The organism is Clostridium sp. FP2, from assembly GCF_011065955.2.
GTDB classification, from domain to species: Bacteria; Bacillota; Clostridia; order Clostridiales; family Clostridiaceae; genus Clostridium_AD; species Clostridium_AD tagluense.
On the sequence record NZ_JAAMNI020000001.1, the window covers coordinates 993853 to 1011755 of the forward strand.

19 protein-coding genes are annotated in these 17903 nt (G+C 31.4%); 15 read left to right on the top strand and 4 right to left on the bottom strand.

All coding sequences use genetic code 11. The features are described from left to right. Positions 1–99: 99 nt before the first annotated feature. The 9 genes from G9F71_RS04675 to G9F71_RS04715 all read left to right on the top strand — a co-directional run bounded on the left by G9F71_RS04675 (position 100) and on the right by G9F71_RS04715 (position 6509). Positions 100–654 carry a hypothetical protein gene (locus tag G9F71_RS04675; RefSeq protein ID WP_164951889.1) on the top strand — a complete coding sequence of 185 codons (555 nt, stop codon included), beginning with the start codon at positions 100–102 and terminating at the stop codon, positions 652–654. A 791-nt stretch (positions 655–1445) separates the two neighbouring features. Continuing rightward, complete coding sequence (locus tag G9F71_RS04680) at positions 1446–1607, top strand: hypothetical protein (RefSeq protein ID WP_164947436.1); 162 nt, start codon at positions 1446–1448, stop codon at positions 1605–1607. A gap of 214 nt (positions 1608–1821) precedes the next feature. Beyond that, on the top strand, positions 1822–2421 hold the full coding sequence (locus G9F71_RS04685; RefSeq protein WP_164951890.1) for a type 1 glutamine amidotransferase family protein: 600 nt from the start codon (positions 1822–1824) through the stop codon (positions 2419–2421). Positions 2422–2573: 152 nt separating this feature from the next. Then, positions 2574–2816: a hypothetical protein gene (locus G9F71_RS04690; RefSeq protein ID WP_164947434.1), complete on the top strand. Its 243-nt coding sequence runs from the start codon at positions 2574–2576 to the stop codon at positions 2814–2816. A gap of 209 nt (positions 2817–3025) precedes the next feature. Continuing rightward, a complete protein-coding gene (locus G9F71_RS04695) occupies positions 3026–3961 on the top strand; it encodes an aminoglycoside phosphotransferase family protein (protein ID WP_164947433.1) in 936 nt (311 codons plus the stop codon). 108 nt (positions 3962–4069) lie between these two features. After that, positions 4070–4537: a VOC family protein gene (locus G9F71_RS04700; protein ID WP_164947432.1), complete on the top strand. Its 468-nt coding sequence runs from the start codon at positions 4070–4072 to the stop codon at positions 4535–4537. Positions 4538–4751: 214 nt separating this feature from the next. After that, positions 4752–5285 (top strand): flavodoxin domain-containing protein, encoded by a 534-nt coding sequence (locus tag G9F71_RS04705; protein ID WP_164951891.1) that lies wholly within the window; start codon positions 4752–4754, stop codon positions 5283–5285. Between the two features lie 458 nt (positions 5286–5743). After that, entirely contained in the window at positions 5744–6262 is a 519-nt protein-coding gene (locus tag G9F71_RS04710) for a hypothetical protein (RefSeq protein ID WP_164947430.1), read from the top strand. A gap of 64 nt (positions 6263–6326) precedes the next feature. Continuing rightward, complete coding sequence (locus G9F71_RS04715) at positions 6327–6509, top strand: hypothetical protein (protein ID WP_164951892.1); 183 nt, start codon at positions 6327–6329, stop codon at positions 6507–6509. Between the two features lie 68 nt (positions 6510–6577). Here the strand turns inward: G9F71_RS04715 and G9F71_RS04720 are convergent, their stop codons facing one another. Continuing rightward, positions 6578–7900 (bottom strand): replication-associated recombination protein A, encoded by a 1323-nt coding sequence (locus G9F71_RS04720; protein ID WP_164951893.1) that lies wholly within the window; start codon positions 7898–7900, stop codon positions 6578–6580. Positions 7901–8281: 381 nt separating this feature from the next. Here G9F71_RS04720 and G9F71_RS04725 point away from each other — a divergent pair, with 381 nt between their 5' ends. Continuing rightward, the gene (locus G9F71_RS04725; protein WP_164951894.1) at positions 8282–9160 is read left to right on the top strand and encodes an SPL family radical SAM protein; all 879 of its coding nucleotides are present in this window, start codon (positions 8282–8284) and stop codon (positions 9158–9160) included. 111 nt (positions 9161–9271) lie between these two features. Here the strand turns inward: G9F71_RS04725 and G9F71_RS04730 are convergent, their stop codons facing one another. Next, positions 9272–9481 carry a hypothetical protein gene (locus tag G9F71_RS04730; protein ID WP_164951895.1) on the bottom strand — a complete coding sequence of 70 codons (210 nt, stop codon included), beginning with the start codon at positions 9479–9481 and terminating at the stop codon, positions 9272–9274. Beyond that, positions 9475–9948: a MarR family winged helix-turn-helix transcriptional regulator gene (locus tag G9F71_RS04735; RefSeq protein WP_164951896.1), complete on the bottom strand. Its 474-nt coding sequence runs from the start codon at positions 9946–9948 to the stop codon at positions 9475–9477. Before G9F71_RS04735 ends, G9F71_RS04730 begins: the two co-directional genes overlap by 7 nt. Before the next feature lie 261 nt (positions 9949–10209). Here G9F71_RS04735 and G9F71_RS04740 point away from each other — a divergent pair, with 261 nt between their 5' ends. From G9F71_RS04740 to G9F71_RS04750, 3 genes are all read left to right on the top strand, one after another. Continuing rightward, positions 10210–10836: an FMN-dependent NADH-azoreductase gene (locus G9F71_RS04740; protein WP_164951897.1), complete on the top strand. Its 627-nt coding sequence runs from the start codon at positions 10210–10212 to the stop codon at positions 10834–10836. 166 nt (positions 10837–11002) lie between these two features. Further along, positions 11003–12190, top strand: a complete 1188-nt coding sequence (locus G9F71_RS04745) for an MFS transporter (RefSeq protein WP_164951898.1) — start codon at positions 11003–11005, stop codon at positions 12188–12190. 207 nt (positions 12191–12397) lie between these two features. Continuing rightward, positions 12398–12748: a glutathione peroxidase gene (locus G9F71_RS04750; protein ID WP_164951909.1), complete on the top strand. Its 351-nt coding sequence runs from the start codon at positions 12398–12400 to the stop codon at positions 12746–12748. A 164-nt stretch (positions 12749–12912) separates the two neighbouring features. Here G9F71_RS04750 and G9F71_RS04755 read toward each other — a convergent pair whose 3' ends face one another. Further along, positions 12913–14193: a GH25 family lysozyme gene (locus tag G9F71_RS04755; protein WP_164951899.1), complete on the bottom strand. Its 1281-nt coding sequence runs from the start codon at positions 14191–14193 to the stop codon at positions 12913–12915. Positions 14194–15029: 836 nt separating this feature from the next. Between G9F71_RS04755 and G9F71_RS04760 the strand changes: the two genes are divergently transcribed. Both G9F71_RS04760 and G9F71_RS04765 read left to right on the top strand, forming a co-directional pair. Continuing rightward, positions 15030–16784 (top strand): ABC transporter ATP-binding protein, encoded by a 1755-nt coding sequence (locus tag G9F71_RS04760; protein WP_164951900.1) that lies wholly within the window; start codon positions 15030–15032, stop codon positions 16782–16784. A gap of 176 nt (positions 16785–16960) precedes the next feature. After that, positions 16961–17833 (top strand): BglG family transcription antiterminator, encoded by an 873-nt coding sequence (locus G9F71_RS04765; RefSeq protein ID WP_164951901.1) that lies wholly within the window; start codon positions 16961–16963, stop codon positions 17831–17833. The last annotated feature ends 70 nt before the right edge of the window (positions 17834–17903 follow it).

A 17903-nucleotide genomic window follows, 5' to 3' on the forward strand; every position in this document is an offset into this window, starting at 1 on the left:
TTATGTTTATCAACCATTGAAGCAAAGCAGGAAAGAGTTGCAGTTGATGAATTTGATGATTATGGAAAGTTTAAGCTTGAAAATGTGATGGTGGTTAATGTGAAGGATGAAGAGCATTTAAAGGCTTATGTTAAAAACAAGTTTTACCATATACCTGCAAGTAGATTGTCTAATGTTAGGCTGGGAGTTGCGTATTTAGCTTTTTATGAATCTAAAAAGTCATTTAGTGAAGGTAGCGGCATGAATTTCTACGGCAAAATAAAAGAAATTAAAAGATATAAACGTTGCATGTGCACAGAAATTCCAGTTAAAAGGGGTAATGAGGAAGAACAATATTTAAGGTTTGAATTAGAAGAATTAACTGAAATTAATAATATTAAACCTGTGGAATATGGAATGCAGCTCATTACATACACCACACTTTATTTGCTTAAAAATGCAGGGAATATCCATGAGCTTAAACTTAAAAATAGGGACGAGATTGAACTTTATAAAATTTTGAAGAAAATATCAAAAGAAAGGGGACTGAAACTTCTGAGGAAGAGGGATTGCTATGTTATTGATGGCAAAGATATTGAAATGTTTGAAAATAGAAAAGTTAGAGTTGATGGGAGGATAGTTGGGTTTGGGGAATTTGATGGTGAGTGGGTGTAAATGCAGCACTTAATTTTCTCGGACAGGCTTGTTTTAATTCAGAATAACTCAAATTTATGCATTAGCACATAATCGAAAGATAAGAAATAGGAGAGAACGATGTAAAAATAAGTGTATTGCTTGGGAAATAAAGAATAGATCAAGTATAAGTGATAAAGATGGAGGCCTTACGAATAATAGATTTATAATTTGGGCTATGTTTAAGAAAGATATTACTTATGACAATTTTTAAGAGCGGTCATAAGTATAGGCTTCCCTTAGTTGCTGTGTCTTCATCATCACCAGTAGCCCTACTATTACTACAACCAGTAATAATTAGAAATAACAATCCAAGTACAATACATAATAGTTTTTTCATAGTAAATCACCTTCCTTTCTCTATTCTATAAATTAGATGTGTATATGGGAGAAAAAGTTTTTCATAAAGCGAAAGTATTAAATCTATAATACTTGGTCATATGCACAACCACTTTGTCTTATTCAATTATATATAATATACATACAATAATTCAAAATAATGTATTATAAATTTACTTTGTGAATTTAATTTTTTATTTTTGTAGTTCTACTATCTTTTAATAACCATATGCCAATATCTGAAAGGTGCTTGTCACCTTTCAAAAATTGGAAATGAATTTTCGATTCTTGTTGCTTTTATTTGTAAAATATAGAAGATGTGTTATAATTTATTGTAAAATATGCATAATCTAGAAACACAATACACACAACATTGTAAAATATTATAAAATAATTTGTATGATTATAGGTATTATTAAATTTAAAAGGGGGAAATGTCAAAGGACTTACAGGTTGGGACAAGCGTGTCGCTTAATTCAGATCTAGTACTGTTGGTTAAGGACAAAAATATTAGTAAGTTTCAAATATTAGGAGCTGTCATTTCGATGCTAGGTGGATTAGGATTGATAATAAGTTTTAAAGATAACACTATATAGTCATAACATTCTTAAGTTGCGTCACAACTGTTAAATATAGCAAAACACTAAAGGGGCAATTTTTATGGATTTAAAAGAAAGAGAAGCGGTTACTGATGAATTAAATTTAGCTTTGATTGCAGGTTTTGAGATTAAAGAGAAATATAGATGTTATAAATGTATACTTAATTATTATTTGTTATAACTAATAAAATTTTAGAAAAGAGGTTATGTAATGAAAAAAACTGTATTATTTGTTATTTTGGATAAGTATGCTGATTGGGAAGCTGCTTATGTATCTTCGCTAATTCTTGCATTGGGTCAAGAGGTATATTCTATAAAAACCGTTTCCTTGACGAAAGATAGTATTAAATCACTAGGTGGATTTACTGTTATTCCAGATTATGATATTAAATCTGCTCCAACTGATTTTGAAGGCTTAGTTCTAATTGGTGGAATGTCATGGAGAACTGAGGAAGCTCAGCAGGTTAAGCCTTTAGTAGAAAACGCTCTGAATAACAAAAAAGTTTTAGGTGGTATTTGTGATGCTTCAGTTTTTTTAGGTAAAATGGGTATTCTAAACAATGTAAAACATACTAGTAATGATTTAAATGATTTGAAGCAATGGGCTGGGGATTCTTATATGGGCGAAGAAAAGTATATGATGCAACCGGCAGTGAGCGATAATAATATTATTACAGCAAATGGCACAGCGCCTTTGGAATTCGCTAAAGAAGTAATGATTGCGTTAGAAGTTGCACCTGAAAAAAGTATTCTTGAATGGTACAATTTTTATAAATATGGTTGTTATGAAGCACCTATGCCACATATGTAGATTTTAATAGAGTTATTACTGTATGAAACTGACAAATTCAAGTTTGTAGATTTGATGTAACGTAATTTTATATTCAGTTCTGTCGTATCTTTCATAAGTTGCATCACAACTGTAATATATTGTTCATTCATATAAAGAGGGGGAGAAGTTAAATGAATAATACAAAAAACATAAAATTAATTTGCTGTATTTTAGGTGGTTTTATGCTTACATTACTACAGAGTCCATCTTTTTTTAAGGCAACATATTCAATGTTTGGGGGCGGTTCAGGTGCAAATACATTTACACAGATGATTTATAGACTATTTGGAGTTATTTCTTTTGTTGGAGTTATATTGGTAATAATATTTTCATGTATTCTAATTATAAACAATATGAATTTCAAAAATAAATAATTTAATAAAAGTTATAAAATTGTAACTTCAAATTATATAGTTAGTGAATAATATTCTAATATTGGTTAACAAGTAAAGCACTTTATGGAATTAATATTCAGACTGTGGACGATTTTTACACGTATGTCGGCTGCACTCGAAAATTGGATGTGGGTTCACTTCCAAATGCAGTTGTGTAGGTTCATTTTGATTGCAAAGGAGAAAATCAAATGGAAAATAGAATAAGTGATAACAGTTTTATAGATATACCATCATATTCTGAATGGATTAGCATTGAGCAGATTAATAAAGGTTGGTCGAAAGATAAAAAATATTATATAAAGAATAATATTGACGAAAAATTTTTACTTCGCATTTCAGATTTTGATGTTTATGATATCAAGAAAAAAGAATTTGAAAGCATGCAGGAAGTATACAAATTAGGAATAAATATGTCAAAACCAATTGATTTTGGGATATGTAATGAAGGAAAATATACATATTCTCTTCTATCTTGGATAGATGGACAGTCAGCAGATGAAGTGATATTAAATTTTTCTTATAAAGAGCAGTATAAATTAGGAGCTGAAGCAGGAAAGATACTTAGAAAAATGCACAGTATAGTAGCACCTATTGGTCAAGAGGATTGGGAAAAAAGGATGATTAATAAAATAAGTAATCATCAAATAAGATACGAAAAAAGTGGAATTAAAGTTAGAAATGATGAATTTGCTATAAAGTATATCAGTAATAATTTACATTTATTAAAAAATCGCTCTCAAGGATATCAGCATGGCGATTTTCATATAGGCAACCTTATAATTACACCCAATAATACTATAGGTGTAATTGACTTTAATCGTTGGGATTATGGTGACACAGTTGAAGAATTTTATAAAATGATACTATTTAGTAGAGAACTTAGTATACCATTTGCAACTGGTCAAATTAATGGATATTTTGAAAATAAAATTCCTAAAGATTTTTTTGAAACATTAGCATTATATGTTGCAGATGTAATATTATTTTCAATAGTTTGGGCAATTCCATTTGGTAGTGATGATGTAGATGGGATGATAAAGCGTGCTGAAATGGTATTAGATGATTATAAAAATTTTAACTCAATTATTCCTAAGTGGTTCGATAATAAAGAGAAATACGATTAAAAAACTTACTATAGAAATACTAGACTGGATGTATATACTTAGGACGTCTTAGTAAAAAACAGCGAAGTGAAGATTATTTTTATAATCCCTATGAGGAGGATAAGAAAGATGAAATATACAAGTACACTGATTGTGGTGAAAGATATTGAAAGAGCCAAGCAATTTTATCATGATGTATTAGGCTTAGATGTTATTGCCGACTTCGGAGCAAATGTGACTTTGACAGGTGGTATTGGATTACAGACTGTTGATACTTGGAATGATTTTATCCATAACCAGGATAGTGAAATTGTTTTCTGTAACAATGCGAGTGAACTGTATTTTGAAGAAGATGATATGGATGGATTTGTTGAAAGGTTGAAGGATATAAAAAATATTGACTATGTACATCCACTGATTGAACATTCATGGGGACAGAGAGCGGTGCGTTTCTATGATTTGGATAAGCACATCATTGAGGTTGGCGAAAATATGGTTATGGTTGTTAAACAATTTTTAAATAGTGGTCTTTCTATCGGAGAAACTGCTGTCCGTATGGATGTACCTGTTGATTATGTCAAATCCTGTTTAGAGTAGGAAATGAGCAATATCTGTAATTGAGTTAATTCGCTTTTTTCATTTATTGTTTAACAAGCAAAACACGTACTGGAATTAATATCCATAATGTGGCCGGTTTTTGCACGTATGTCGGCTGTGCTTGTAAAAGGGATTACAAAATTCATTTGCTTTGTTACGGAATCGTAGAATGTTGTGACACATTCAACAATAAATTGGTTAGGGGTTAAAAAGTATGAATACTATTGTAATTTATAAATCTAAAACAGGGTTTGTAAGGAATTATGCAGAATGGATTGCAGAAAAACTATCAGCGGACATTTTTGAGGTTTCAAAAGTTAGTATCAATATGTTAACTAAATATGATACCGTGGTTTATGGTGGTAGTTTGCATGCAGTGGGTATTAATGGTGTCAATTTCATTACGAAAAACATTGATAAACTCAAAGATAAAAAGTTAGTTGTTTTTGCTTCGGGGGCTTCTCCATCAAGCGAAAATGTAATAAATGGAGTTATAAGCAATAACTTTACTTCTGACCAACAAAAATATATTAAGTTCTTCTATTTACGTGGTGGATTTAACTATAATAAACTGCCAACTTTTGATAAAGTGCTTATGACACTATTGAAATGGAAAATAAAGAGTAAAAAGAAACAAAAAAAAGAATTAATGCCTGATGAAATAGGTATGCTTGCTGTATTAGAGAACCCAGCAGACTTTACACGAAGAGAGAATATAAATGAAATAGTTATTTATGTTAATTCGTAATGTTCATATACGTCGTCGTAACTACTAAAAATAATAACAACAAAATTTATTATATATGGCACTATTATATTTGAGTATACAAGCCTTAAAAATATATATTAAAAAAAATAAATAAAAAGATTTGATAATGGGGTAAAGTAACGATATTGATATTACTCGATTTAATGTCAACTTATTTATAGGAAAGTAAAAATAAAGTTTAAGAGCTAATATTCATAGCTGGAGACACAAGTAGAATCATAAACCGTATTTCTGAAATATTCAAATAATTGTAAAAAATGCGAAATAAATTATTAATGTGGGTTAAGTTATGGATAATATTATTAATTCTATACCAAGTAAAAATATAGACTATAATTAAAACATTACTATAGACGATATTGAAAACAATATATTAAAATATAAGGAAGACCATTTATATGAATATCAAATGAAGCTGGAGCATCTAGGAGGCTTATATGCAAAGAAAATGGAGTAAAGTTAAAAAAAATTTAGAAAGTTTTATATGTGAGGCACTTAAAGACAGAGTGAACTTTTTTGTTGTAAATTACAAGAAAGCACATGATGGGTTAGGAAGAGCATATATAACTGTTGATAAAAAAGAAATATTAAGTATGTGTACATATATAGCGGAGGGTAAGCAGAATATCAAATATAATGAATTAAGATTTTCAGATGCCAATTATAATATGGATAACTATGATGAAAACAGAAGAATTTCAGATGAAGCACATGAATTACTTAAAAAAGAAGGGATTTTTGGACAATATGATTTCTTTAACGCATTAGAAATTTATTTTAGTGCATCAATTGAACAATCGCTAAATTCAGACAATATGCTTATTAAAATTTTTGCACTAATTGATAAGCGAACAGGAAAAAGAACGTTAGAGAAATTAAAAGACTTAATTAAAAACGAGTCAGAACTTGTTAACTATTTCTATAAGTTAAGATGTGAAGCCGAGGGGATAATATAAAAGTAAAAATATCGAAGCAATAATAATTCAAAAGAAGAATACAAAAAATTACCATCAGTAAAATTTGACTCAAAAACAATTAGTAGATGAGTTTAATGGGCAATATGGTTATGCATTTACAAAAACAACTATTAGCCAATACGAAAATAACAAGAGAATACCAGAAGTGAAATTCAAGATATTCTATTCTGAGGCAGGTATTCCTGCCTCTTTTATTGTTCCAACTACAAAATGGAATCTAAGATAGAACAGCTGATGCGTATTCAGTGATTATTCCTCTGACCATGCAAGTTACCGTGTAAGCTGATGAAAAAACTACAGCTTTGCTTTAACAGTATTTATATATTCTAACTTTTCATAAACTTTCTTTTCAAGACCCTCTTGGGTGGGCTTATAATATTGTCGGTGTTTCAAATTATCAGGCAGACACTGCATGTTAGTAAGTTTTTCATCTGCGCTATGGGCGTACTTGTAGTCCTTTCCATAGCCAAGGGAATCCATAAGTTTTGTAGGGGCGTTTCTTAACTGAAGAGGCACACCCTCGGCAATGGTATTTAAGGCATCTTCTTTTGCACTTTCATAAGCAGTATAAAGAGCATTGGATTTTGGCGCCATTGCAAGGTAAACTACAGCTTGGGTAAGATTTACTGTACATTCTGGCATTCCAATATAGTGAGAAGCTTCATAGGCTGAGACTGTAATTTGAAGAGCATTAGGGTCTGCAAGTCCAACATCTTCAGAAGCAAATCGAATTAATCTTCTCGCAACATACAAGGGATCTTCTCCACCCTCTAACATGCGGGCAAGCCAGTAAACAGAGGCATTTGGGTCACTGTTTCTCATAGACTTATGGAGAGCTGAGATTATATTGTAGTGTTCGTCTCCTTTTTTATCATAAAGGAGAGTTTTTTTGCTTAGACATTCTTCAATTATTTTTTTAGTTAAATTTAGTTTACCTGACTCCATAGGCGTACTACTAATTGCCAATTCCAACAGATTGAGCGCTGTTCTAGCATCTCCGTTTGAAAAAACCGCTATAATCTCAAGGAGAGAACTCTCAACAAATATTGGTAGCCCCGCATACCCTCTCTTGTCCAATAGTGCATTTTTTAAAACCTTGATTATGTCATTAATGTCTAGAGGGTTCAAAACAAATACTCTAGAGCGTGATAATAAGGCTGAGTTAACCTCGAAGGAGGGATTTTCAGTGGTCGCACCAATGAGAACTATATTACCTTTTTCTACATGGGGAAGAAAAGCATCTTGTTGAGACTTATTGAAGCGATGAATCTCATCAATAAACAAAATAGTTCGGATACCTTGTTGTCGATTTTCTTTTGCTTTTGTCATGACTTCTTTAATTTCTTTTATTCCCGAAGTAGCCGCACTAAAGGTTATGAAATTAGCACAGGTAATTTCTGCAATAATCATAGCAAGAGTAGTTTTTCCAACCCCGGGGGGACCCCATAAAATCATGGAAGAAACATTATCAGATTGTATAATATTTCTCAAAATCTTGCCATTTCCTATAATATGCTCTTGACCCACATATTCCTGAAGAGTTCTAGGACGGACTCTATCAGCCAGTGGAGCCTTATGTAACATCTTATCAAATATTGAATTTTGCACATAATCCATTTTAACACCTTCACTTTTTATTAATAAAATACAAGTACATAAGCTAAGTTATTTTTCATTATAACGCTATATTAACTTAATTAGCAAGTGGAAAAATGGTCTCCGCTATGCTATACATATTTTTTTACAAAGACTCCAGATAGACTGAGCAAAAGGGTGTTACTCAGTTAAAAATTTAGAGGGAAGGCCTATTAAAGTCTATGGCAAGGAAAGGACTATTTGCAATATTAGAGTATAATATGAAAATAGAGTTTACTCAGTTGTTTACAATAATGCAGGCAAATGAAAAAAAAAATATATGTATTAAATAACACGTAGATAGAAAGTGAAAGACCTGAAACATCATTTAACAAAAAGTATTTCAACAACAAGGAGAACATTATGCATGAAACAGAGGTAAAAGGTATTTTATCAGCTCAAAATGGAATAAATATATATCGTGGCTGCACTCATGGCTGCATTTATTGCGATTCAAGAAGCAAATGCTATCACATGCATCATGACTTTGAAGATATAGAGGTAAAGCTTAATGCGCCGAAGGTTTTAGAGGATGGCCTCCGAAGAAAAAGGAAGAAATGTATGATAGGCACTGGGGCAATGAGTGATCCATACATTCACCTGGAGGAAAAACTGGGGAATACTAGAAAATGTATTGAACTTATCCATTCTTATGGGTTTGGACTGGCCATACAGACCAAGTCTGCAAGAATTTTAAGGGATCTGGATTTACTTAAAAAAATTAATGAAAAGACAAAGTGTGTTGTTCAGATGACCCTTACGACTTTTGATGAAGCACTGTGTAAAATCATAGAACCCAATGTCAGCACTACAAGAGAACGGTTTGAGGTGTTAAAGATAATGCGTGATAACGGGATTCCTACGGTAGTTTGGCTCAGTCCTATTTTACCATTTATCAATGATACAGAGGAAAATATCCGGGGAATTCTGGATTATTGTATAGAAGCAAAGGTACATGGCATTATTTGTTTTGGCATGGGATTAACCTTACGAGAAGGAAACAGGGAATATTTCTATAAAATGCTGGATGAGTATTTTCCAGGAATGAAGGCTCGATATATAGAAAGATATAACTATGCATATCAGTTACCAAGTCCTATTAACGACAGGTTGATGAATATTTTTAAAACAACCTGTAAATCCCATGGTATATTGTGTGATATTGATGAATGCTTCAATTATCTTCATAAATTTGAGGAAAGAAATGAGCATGAGCAGTTAATGCTGCCTGGACTAGATTAGCTTATAAAACCCACGTGTCATGTGAACATTAAAATTAATTCAATTAAACATTGATTTAACAGTGTCTAGCAAGGCGATGACATCCAGTCATCGCCTAACATATTACGTTCTTCAATCTACCACATTATCATCCACCATAAAGTCTACATCAACATTCTTCTCCCGAAGTTTACTAATATAAACCACAGCACACCTAAAAGTCTTTTTATTCTTTGGATTTTCTTGTCTAACTGAAAAATTCACAGGCTTATTATATCTATCCAAAGCTTCTACTGCCCATACCCCTGAAGTTAATATTTTGAGGCATTCTATATTTACCAAACGGGTCTTAGCTTCGATGGCAATTTACCTTCACTCGTTTCATAAACTAATTTAGTTAAATCTTTTTTAAGCATTTGCATTCGTTCAGCACCTATATTCTCACTCCAACGTTGCTCAATTTCAGTTAGTATCTCATTTTTTGCTCTCATTACTGATAAACCTCGTTCGGTCAGAACAATAATTTTTCCTCTCTTATCAGTAGGGTGAGTTTTGCGCATTACATAGTTATTTTTTTCAAGATAATCTATTATTTTACTAACAGCTTGCTTTGTAATTCCTAAATATTCAGCTAGTTCTATACCTGTTGCTCCATCAGGGGTGATACAACTAAACATAAAACCATGTACGGGTCTAATATCTTCAAATCCCAATTCCATCAATCTGTCATGTAATTCGTTAATAGCTGTACTAAAAGATAATAAAAAAAGTGATGTAAGATCTAATTCGTTAAATGTTTGATGATTCATACATGAAACCTCCTCAAAAAGTCAATTAGGTTGACTTTATTTTATTTTTATTATACTATATACAATATAGTCAATCAAATTGACTATATTGCTTTTGTTATGAAGAACTAGGTTCTCTAAAAAATCAATACACTATGGAGGTTATATTTAATATTTTTTCTATTTTATCGTCAGTATACCTAATAATAACAATTGCAATGCAATACCTATTTTTAATGATTCATATAACAACGTAAGAGGAAATAACAGGAGGTAAAGAGAATGACAACAGTTTTATTTGTAAAAGCAAACAATCGTCCTGCAGATCAGGCGGTTAGTGTAAAATTATTTGAGGCTTTTTTAGCAAGCTATAAAGAATCACATCCAAATAATACAGTGGTAGAACTTGATTTATACAATGAAGAATTGCCATATGTAGGAGTAGATATGATTAACGGTACTTTTAAGGCTTGCAAAGGACTTAATTTAACAGAAAAGGAAGCGAAAGCAGTTGCTGTTGCTGATAAATATTTAAATCAATTCCTTGCAGCTGATAAAGTTGTATTTGGGTTCCCACTATGGAATTTGACAATCCCAGCTGTACTACACACATATATTGATTACTTAAACCGCGCTGGCAAAACATTTAAATATACGCCAGAAGGTCCAGTAGGTCTTATTGGACATAAGAAAATTGCATTATTAAACGCAAGTGGCGGTGTGTATTCTAAAGGACCAGGAGCTGAAATGGAAATGGCCGTTAAATATGTAGCAACCATGATGGGCTTCTTCGGGGTAAAAGATATAGAGACGGTAGTGATTGAAGGGCACAGCAAATCCCCTGATAAAGCGGAAGAAATTATTTCTGCTGGACTTGAAAAGGCTATTAAAGTAGCAAGTACGTTCTAACTAAGAAAATGCTTGTCACTCTATATGTCAGTACCAATACTTTTATAGAGTATTGATACTGCCTTTTTATTCGCTTACCGCGCTATTTTGGAGTGATAACAACCCAACTGCTGCGAGCTTTTCATTTTCAATTTATTAAACTGATAGAAAGAGGTGTTTTAATATAATGGAACGTTTATGGACAAAAAACTATATAATGCTGACAATTACAGCATTTTTGCTATTTAGTGGTTTTTATTTACTAATGCCAACACTACCTATGTTTATTAAACAATTAGGTGGAAGTGAATCTCAAGTTGGATTTATTATTGGAGTGTTTACAATTTCTGCAGTAATTATTCGTCCTATTGTTGGAGGATTAATGGATCGATATGGCCGACGAGTATTTATAATAAGTGGACTACTATTTTTTGCAATTACAATGTATTTTTATAATTGGGTAACAGGAATTATTTTTTTAGTGGCATTACGTATGCTCCATGGAGTTAGCTGGGCAATTGCTTCAACTTCCATAGGAACGGCTGTGACTGATGTTATTCCACAATCTCGTCGTGGAGAAGGAATGGGATGGTATGGACTTGCAATGACTTTAGGCATGGCTTTAGGCCCAATATTAGGTCTTTGGGTAGCAAAATCATTTTCATTTCATTATCTATTTCTTCTATGCACAGCATTAGCACTTATTGCATTCATGCTTGCATTTAATACAAAAATACCAGCTATTCAACATACTGAAAAAAAGCCAATATCTTTTTTTGAAAAAAGCGTTTTACCAATCGCTATTGTTACATTTTTCCTATCATTTACTTTTGGTGGTATTACAACATTTTTACCACTGTTTGCGGCAAAAATTCAAGTTGATGTTGGTATTTTCTTCTTAGTCTATGCTGCGACACTTACAGTGATTAGACCGCTTGCAGGTAAGATATCTGATAAATATGGAGAAGGGGCCATTATTGTTCCTGCACTTTTTACACTGATTGTCGCATTATTAGTCCTAACATTTACAAAAGGAATCGTTGGACTGGTTATTACAGGTATTTTGTACGGAATTGGATTCGGCTCAGCACAACCTGCTCTTCAAGTAGCAATTTTAAAATTAGCTCCACTAGAGAAAATGGGAGTAGCGAATGCTACATTTTTTACTGCTTTTGATTTAGGGATTGGCTTAGGATCTATTATTCTAGGATTTGTTTTACAACTCATGGGATATAAAATGTTATTTATTGTTTGTGCTGCATCTGGTCTTATTAGTCTGTTAATTTTTGTTTTATTTGTAAAAAAGACATTAAAATATTCAGGTGTTGCATTAAGGAGACGCTCCAATATTGGCACTGATAATAAAGTTGCTTAAAGATATTAATGATACAAAAAGCAACTAATGGAACTATCTTATCCATTAGTTGCTAATATTTTTTGTCAAGTAGTTAAGTGATACCTAGATGCAATAACTGAAATTAAAATAACTTTTTAGTTATAAAAAAAATCTTATGACTTTTAAACCATGGCTTCCAAGTAAAGTTTTATAGAAAGCCAGCTTCAATTATGGTAGCAGCAAGAAATCTTCACTACATTCCAATTTCTTGAAGCGCCTAATGAAAATTATTTAAATTTTCCGTGTACTCAATTCCCAAAGCAATTTTCAGGAAGTAGTGCAGATATGCAAGAGTTTTGTCAATCATGCTATGTAGTCTCTTTTACTATGTTTGAAAACATAGATGTGAATGGAGAAACAGAACATCCATTATTTAAATATTTAAAGGGTGAGGCAAAAGGTCTTGTAAGTAAGGAAATAAAAGGGAACTTTACTAAGTTTCTAATAGATTCTGAGGGGGAGGTAATAAAGAGATATGGTCCTACAGTATCTCTACCAAAAATAAAGGTTGATATTGAGAATTTATTAAAAATCTAAAGCGCTTTTCATCAAATAAAAATATTGAATAAAAAATAAAAAAATTTATATAAGTAATTAAAAGGTCGATGCTGAACTAAAGTCAGCATCGCCTTTTGAATTAATTTATCGGCAAATGAAAAAATGTTTTATTTTTGGTTATAAATGAAGTGATTTTCTTGCTCTTATCTAGATATATATATTTTTATTGATACTAAATTTGAGACATCATTAAATACATCTAACGCTTGCACCTGAAAATTATATGTTTTTCCAATTTTTAAACCAGTTACTGTGATGAAATTATTAATATTTGTTGAAATCCAAACACCATCTTTATAAACATTATAACCTTTTAGATCTATTTCAGTGTTTTTATTCCAGCTCAAATTAACTGAACCTTGCGAGGAATTAAATCCATTCAAGTTTATTGGTTTAGACGGTGGCATTATTAAATCAAGTGAAGGACACCAGCTTTGATCCATGTTTGTATACCCACCAATGATTGCGGATTGCGTAAATTGCCAAATATTCCAACCCTTCCACCCACCAAAACTCATAGGCGTATCATCACTAAACTTCAAATAATTACTATATTCATAGTATTCAGCATTCCAAAGAGGGAGATTATTTATTGTGATGATATCAGAATTAATATTCCAGTCATTAAAGAAAGACCTGTTTGTATATATCATTATTGTTCTACCTGTATATGCCTTAAAATGGTCACAAAATACTTTAGCCCAGTCAATTATTTGTTTTCCCGTAAGTCCGACATCAATTTGGCCAAGTGGAGGTTCTATATCTAAAACAGGAAGTAAGTCACCATATCCACTTATACCAGCTTTACTCATAAGACTTAATATATGGTCAGCGTATTTTTCGGCCTCAACATTGGCTTTATTTAAATCGTAATCTAAATTAGACCAGTGTGGAACATAATAGAATCCTACTAACAGGTCTGCAGATTTTATTCCTAGGGTATGTTTTTGTGCCATATAATCGGGGTTATATCCCTTATTTAATACACTATTTCCAGCCCTAACGTAAACAAATTTTATTCCATCGTTTTTAATTTTATTCCAATCAAATTCGGGTTCATAAAAAGAAACATCAGTGCCTTTGACAAAGCCAGAATATTGGTTAGCTTTTGACCAATAAACTATGCCAAGAGAAGTTGTAATACTTACTCTTGCAATATTGCTGTAACCGGAGAAAACTCTGCCAACAGTATAAGATGTTACCTTATACTCATAAGTTTCGCCAATTTTAATAAACGCATCTACAAAAACTCTATTTGGGGTAGATCCTATAGGAATATTATTTCTCAAAATATAATATCCACTCACCGGCACATTATCGTATGCAGGTTCCCAAAATAGCACTACACTAATTAACGTATTTCTTTGCACTATTAGGTTCGTTGGAGCTCCTGGTGTGGCTCTATGATTCATTTTTAAATCCAAATCAAATTACCTCCTTATATGTATTCTATAATCAATATATTCATTTAATAATTTTATTGTGCATCAGCTGTTTTTTTTCTTAGTCTAAGAAAAAATAAACCCCCATGTCATTAATATGTCTATATACAGTTATGAAGGCTCTTATTAGAATAAGGGAATTTATACCCCAACATTCCTTAATTTATTGCTTCAGGTTGGTGTAGACCGGATTATGTTTTCAACTGACTATCCATTCGGATCGATGGCATCGGCACGCACCTTCCTTGACCAACTGCCAGTAAGCACCGCGGACAAAGAGCGGATAGCAACAAGAAATTTTCACTACATTCCAATTTCTTGAAGCGCCTCGATGGAAGTGACAGAAGTTGGAAATGTAATAGACAACTTATATTTTTATTTTATTATTAACATATGCAAGTCGACCTAACTCATGGCTGAAGCCACGAGAGTGCGGTTGAGGTCTTCAAGTAAAACTCCTCTATATTCCTAATTAATTTATCTTCTAAATCCTTTTCAATTAGAGGCTTATTTAGTGTAGAATAAAATGTAATTTTCTGATAAAATAAAGAAAAGTAAGAATGAATAGAATAACAAATGATAGTCAAAGGTAAATTTTCTCACCATAAATATTATAAAAGCATTGAAAGTGTTATGTTTGATGTTTCGTATTTAGCTTTTTATGGCAGAATAAAAGCTATTGAAAGATATAAACGTTAAAAAATAATTATAAACATTCTTTTCATTGTGTTTAGTTAAATACTATTGGTATAATATAATGAATAGAAAAATATAGGTTAAATTACTTCATTTTTCAGACAAACAGAAAGGGTGAAATCATGGACATTTTTAAAAAATTTATTAATTATTATAAGCCTTACAAGCTTCTTTTTTTTGCAGACATGTTTTGTGCACTAGTAGTTTCTGCGGTGGATATATCTTTTCCAGTAATTCTTAGTTATCTTTCGAAAAACTTCTTTACAAAAGATAAACAAGTTATTCTTCATAACATTGGCTATATTGGTATAGCGTTGGTGTGTATGTATATAATAAAATATTTCTGTCAATATTTTATAGCTACTTGGGGACACATTATGGGGGCTAGAATGGAAAATAATATGAGAAGAGATTTATTTAGTCATCTTCAAAGTTTACCATTTTCATATTATGATGAAAATAATACTGGAGAAATGATGTCTAAGCTAATATCAGATTTGTTTGATATTTCAGAACTTGCACATCATGGTCCGGAGAATGTACTTATCTCAGCACTTAAAATCTTAGGCTCCTTTACAATACTATTATTCATAAATGTGAAAATGACACTCATTTTGCTGGTCGTTACAGTAGTTATGGTAGTCTTTTCAACTTATCAAAATTTGAAAATGCGTAAAATATTCTTGGATAATAGGAAAAAAACAGCAAATATAAACTCTGCAGTGCAGGATAGTTTATCAGGAATTAGAGTTGTAAAGTCATTTGCAAATGAAGAAATAGAAAAGAAAAAGTTTAATAAAAGAAACAAAGAGTATTTAAATTCTAAGGTACAAAGCTATACTGCAATGGGTAAGTTTATTGCTGGAAATACTTTTTTTGAAGGAATTTTATATGTTGCAATAATAGTAGCTGGATCATTATTTATTATTGACGGTTCTTTAAAAGTCTCAGATCTTGTAGTCTATGCTCTTTATATAAATATATTTATAAACCCTATAGATATATTAATTAATTTTACAGAGCTATTTCAAAAGGGATATGCAGGGTTTCAGAGGTTTAGGGAAGTTATAGAAACAGTGCCTGTTATAGTGGATAAAGAAGATGCTGTAACTCTTACCAACGTGAAGGGAAATATAGAATATAAAAATGTAACCTTCAGTTATGGTGATGATCATAATGTTTTAAATGATATAAGCATAAAGATAAAGGCCGGGAGAAACATAGCATTTGTTGGTCCGTCTGGTGGTGGAAAAACTACAATCTGTTCACTTCTTCCAAGATTCTATGACATAACATCTGGAAGCATTACAATAGATGGAAATGATATAAGAGATCTGACACTTGAATCCCTTAGAAATTCTATAGGTGTTGTACAACAAGATGTATATATGTTTGCAGGTAGCATAAAAGAAAACATTGGATATGGTAAAATTAATGCTTCTGATGAAGAAATTATGGAGGCAGCTAAAAATGCCAATATTCATGACTATATAATGGATCTTGATGAAGGATATGATACCTATGTTGGTGAGCGTGGAGTAAAACTTTCTGGTGGACAAAAACAGAGGCTTTCCATAGCAAGAGTATTTTTAAAAAATCCTCCCATTTTAATTTTAGATGAAGCGACTTCAGCATTAGACAATGAAAGCGAGAGATATATACAAAGTTCCATTGAGAAACTTTCAAAAGATAGAACTACTATAGTTATAGCCCACAGGTTAAGTACAATAAAGAAATCAGATGAGATAATAGTTATTAATAATGAAGGCATACAAGAAAGAGGCAATCATAACGAGCTTCTTAAAAATGAAGGTATGTATGCATATTACTATAATATGCAATTTGAAGGATTGGATTCTAATAGTAAAATATTTTAGATATAAGGTAGTTACTTCATTTCATTTTCAATTTATGAAATACTTCTGCCCCCTAAAAGCATTGAACCTAAATATGGTGGTATAATGGTATAGAGTTGAATTTTAGAAATTACACAGTTTTCTAATTCTATGTTGTATATACGAATTTTCCATAAAAACATGGGGGGGTAAAGCTAATGAAAATTGCAACTTCTGATTTTAATGTGATTAAAGTGTTTAATAACAATATTGTGTTAGTTTACCAAGCAAGTGTAGAAAAAATTCTTTGTGAAAAAGGAATAGGACTTGGAAAGCATTCAGGCGATAGTATATCTAGGAATGCATCAATTGAGAAAACATTTTTTATTAAAAACAAAATTAATAAGGTTAATTTTCATGAACTGGTAAATAGTCTTGACGCAGAAGTGATTGGGCTTTGTGAGGAAATAATATATATGATCTCCAAAGAACTAAATGAAGATTTACATGAAAAAGTTCATATATCACTAATTGACCATATAGCGTTTACTTTAAAGCGACTTAAAAACGGTGATAATATAGAAAATCCATTTTTAGATGAAATTGAGACACTTTTTCCAATAGAATTTGAACTAGCCCAAAAAGCGGCAACTATAATTGAGGATAAAACAAAGATTCACATTCCAGATGATGAAATTGGATTTATAACTCTGCATATATATTCTGCAAGGAATGAGAGAGGATTAGCTAATACAATAAAATATGCGTTTGTATCAAATACCATTATAAAAATGATTGAAGATGAATTAAATGTTAAAATAGATAGAAAGTCTCTTGATTATGCTAGATTTATTACTCATATTCGTTTTGCTATTCAAAGGATTTTAGGCAATATTCCTGTTAAAAATAAATTAGTAAATACTATAAAACGTAAATATGATCCTTGCTTTAAGCTGGCACAAAAAATTTCGAAATTTGTTGAAGGAGAGTTTGAGCTAAAAGTTGTTGAAGAGGAAACTGCATATTTAGCTATACACATTCAGAGATTTAAAAGTAATAGATTGAAAAAACGAAAAAAAGTTATTTTTTAAAGTAGGGACTAGCACCAAGGGACAGGAATCCGCTTAATGTTGGGGATAAAAAATATGAATGATATTACAA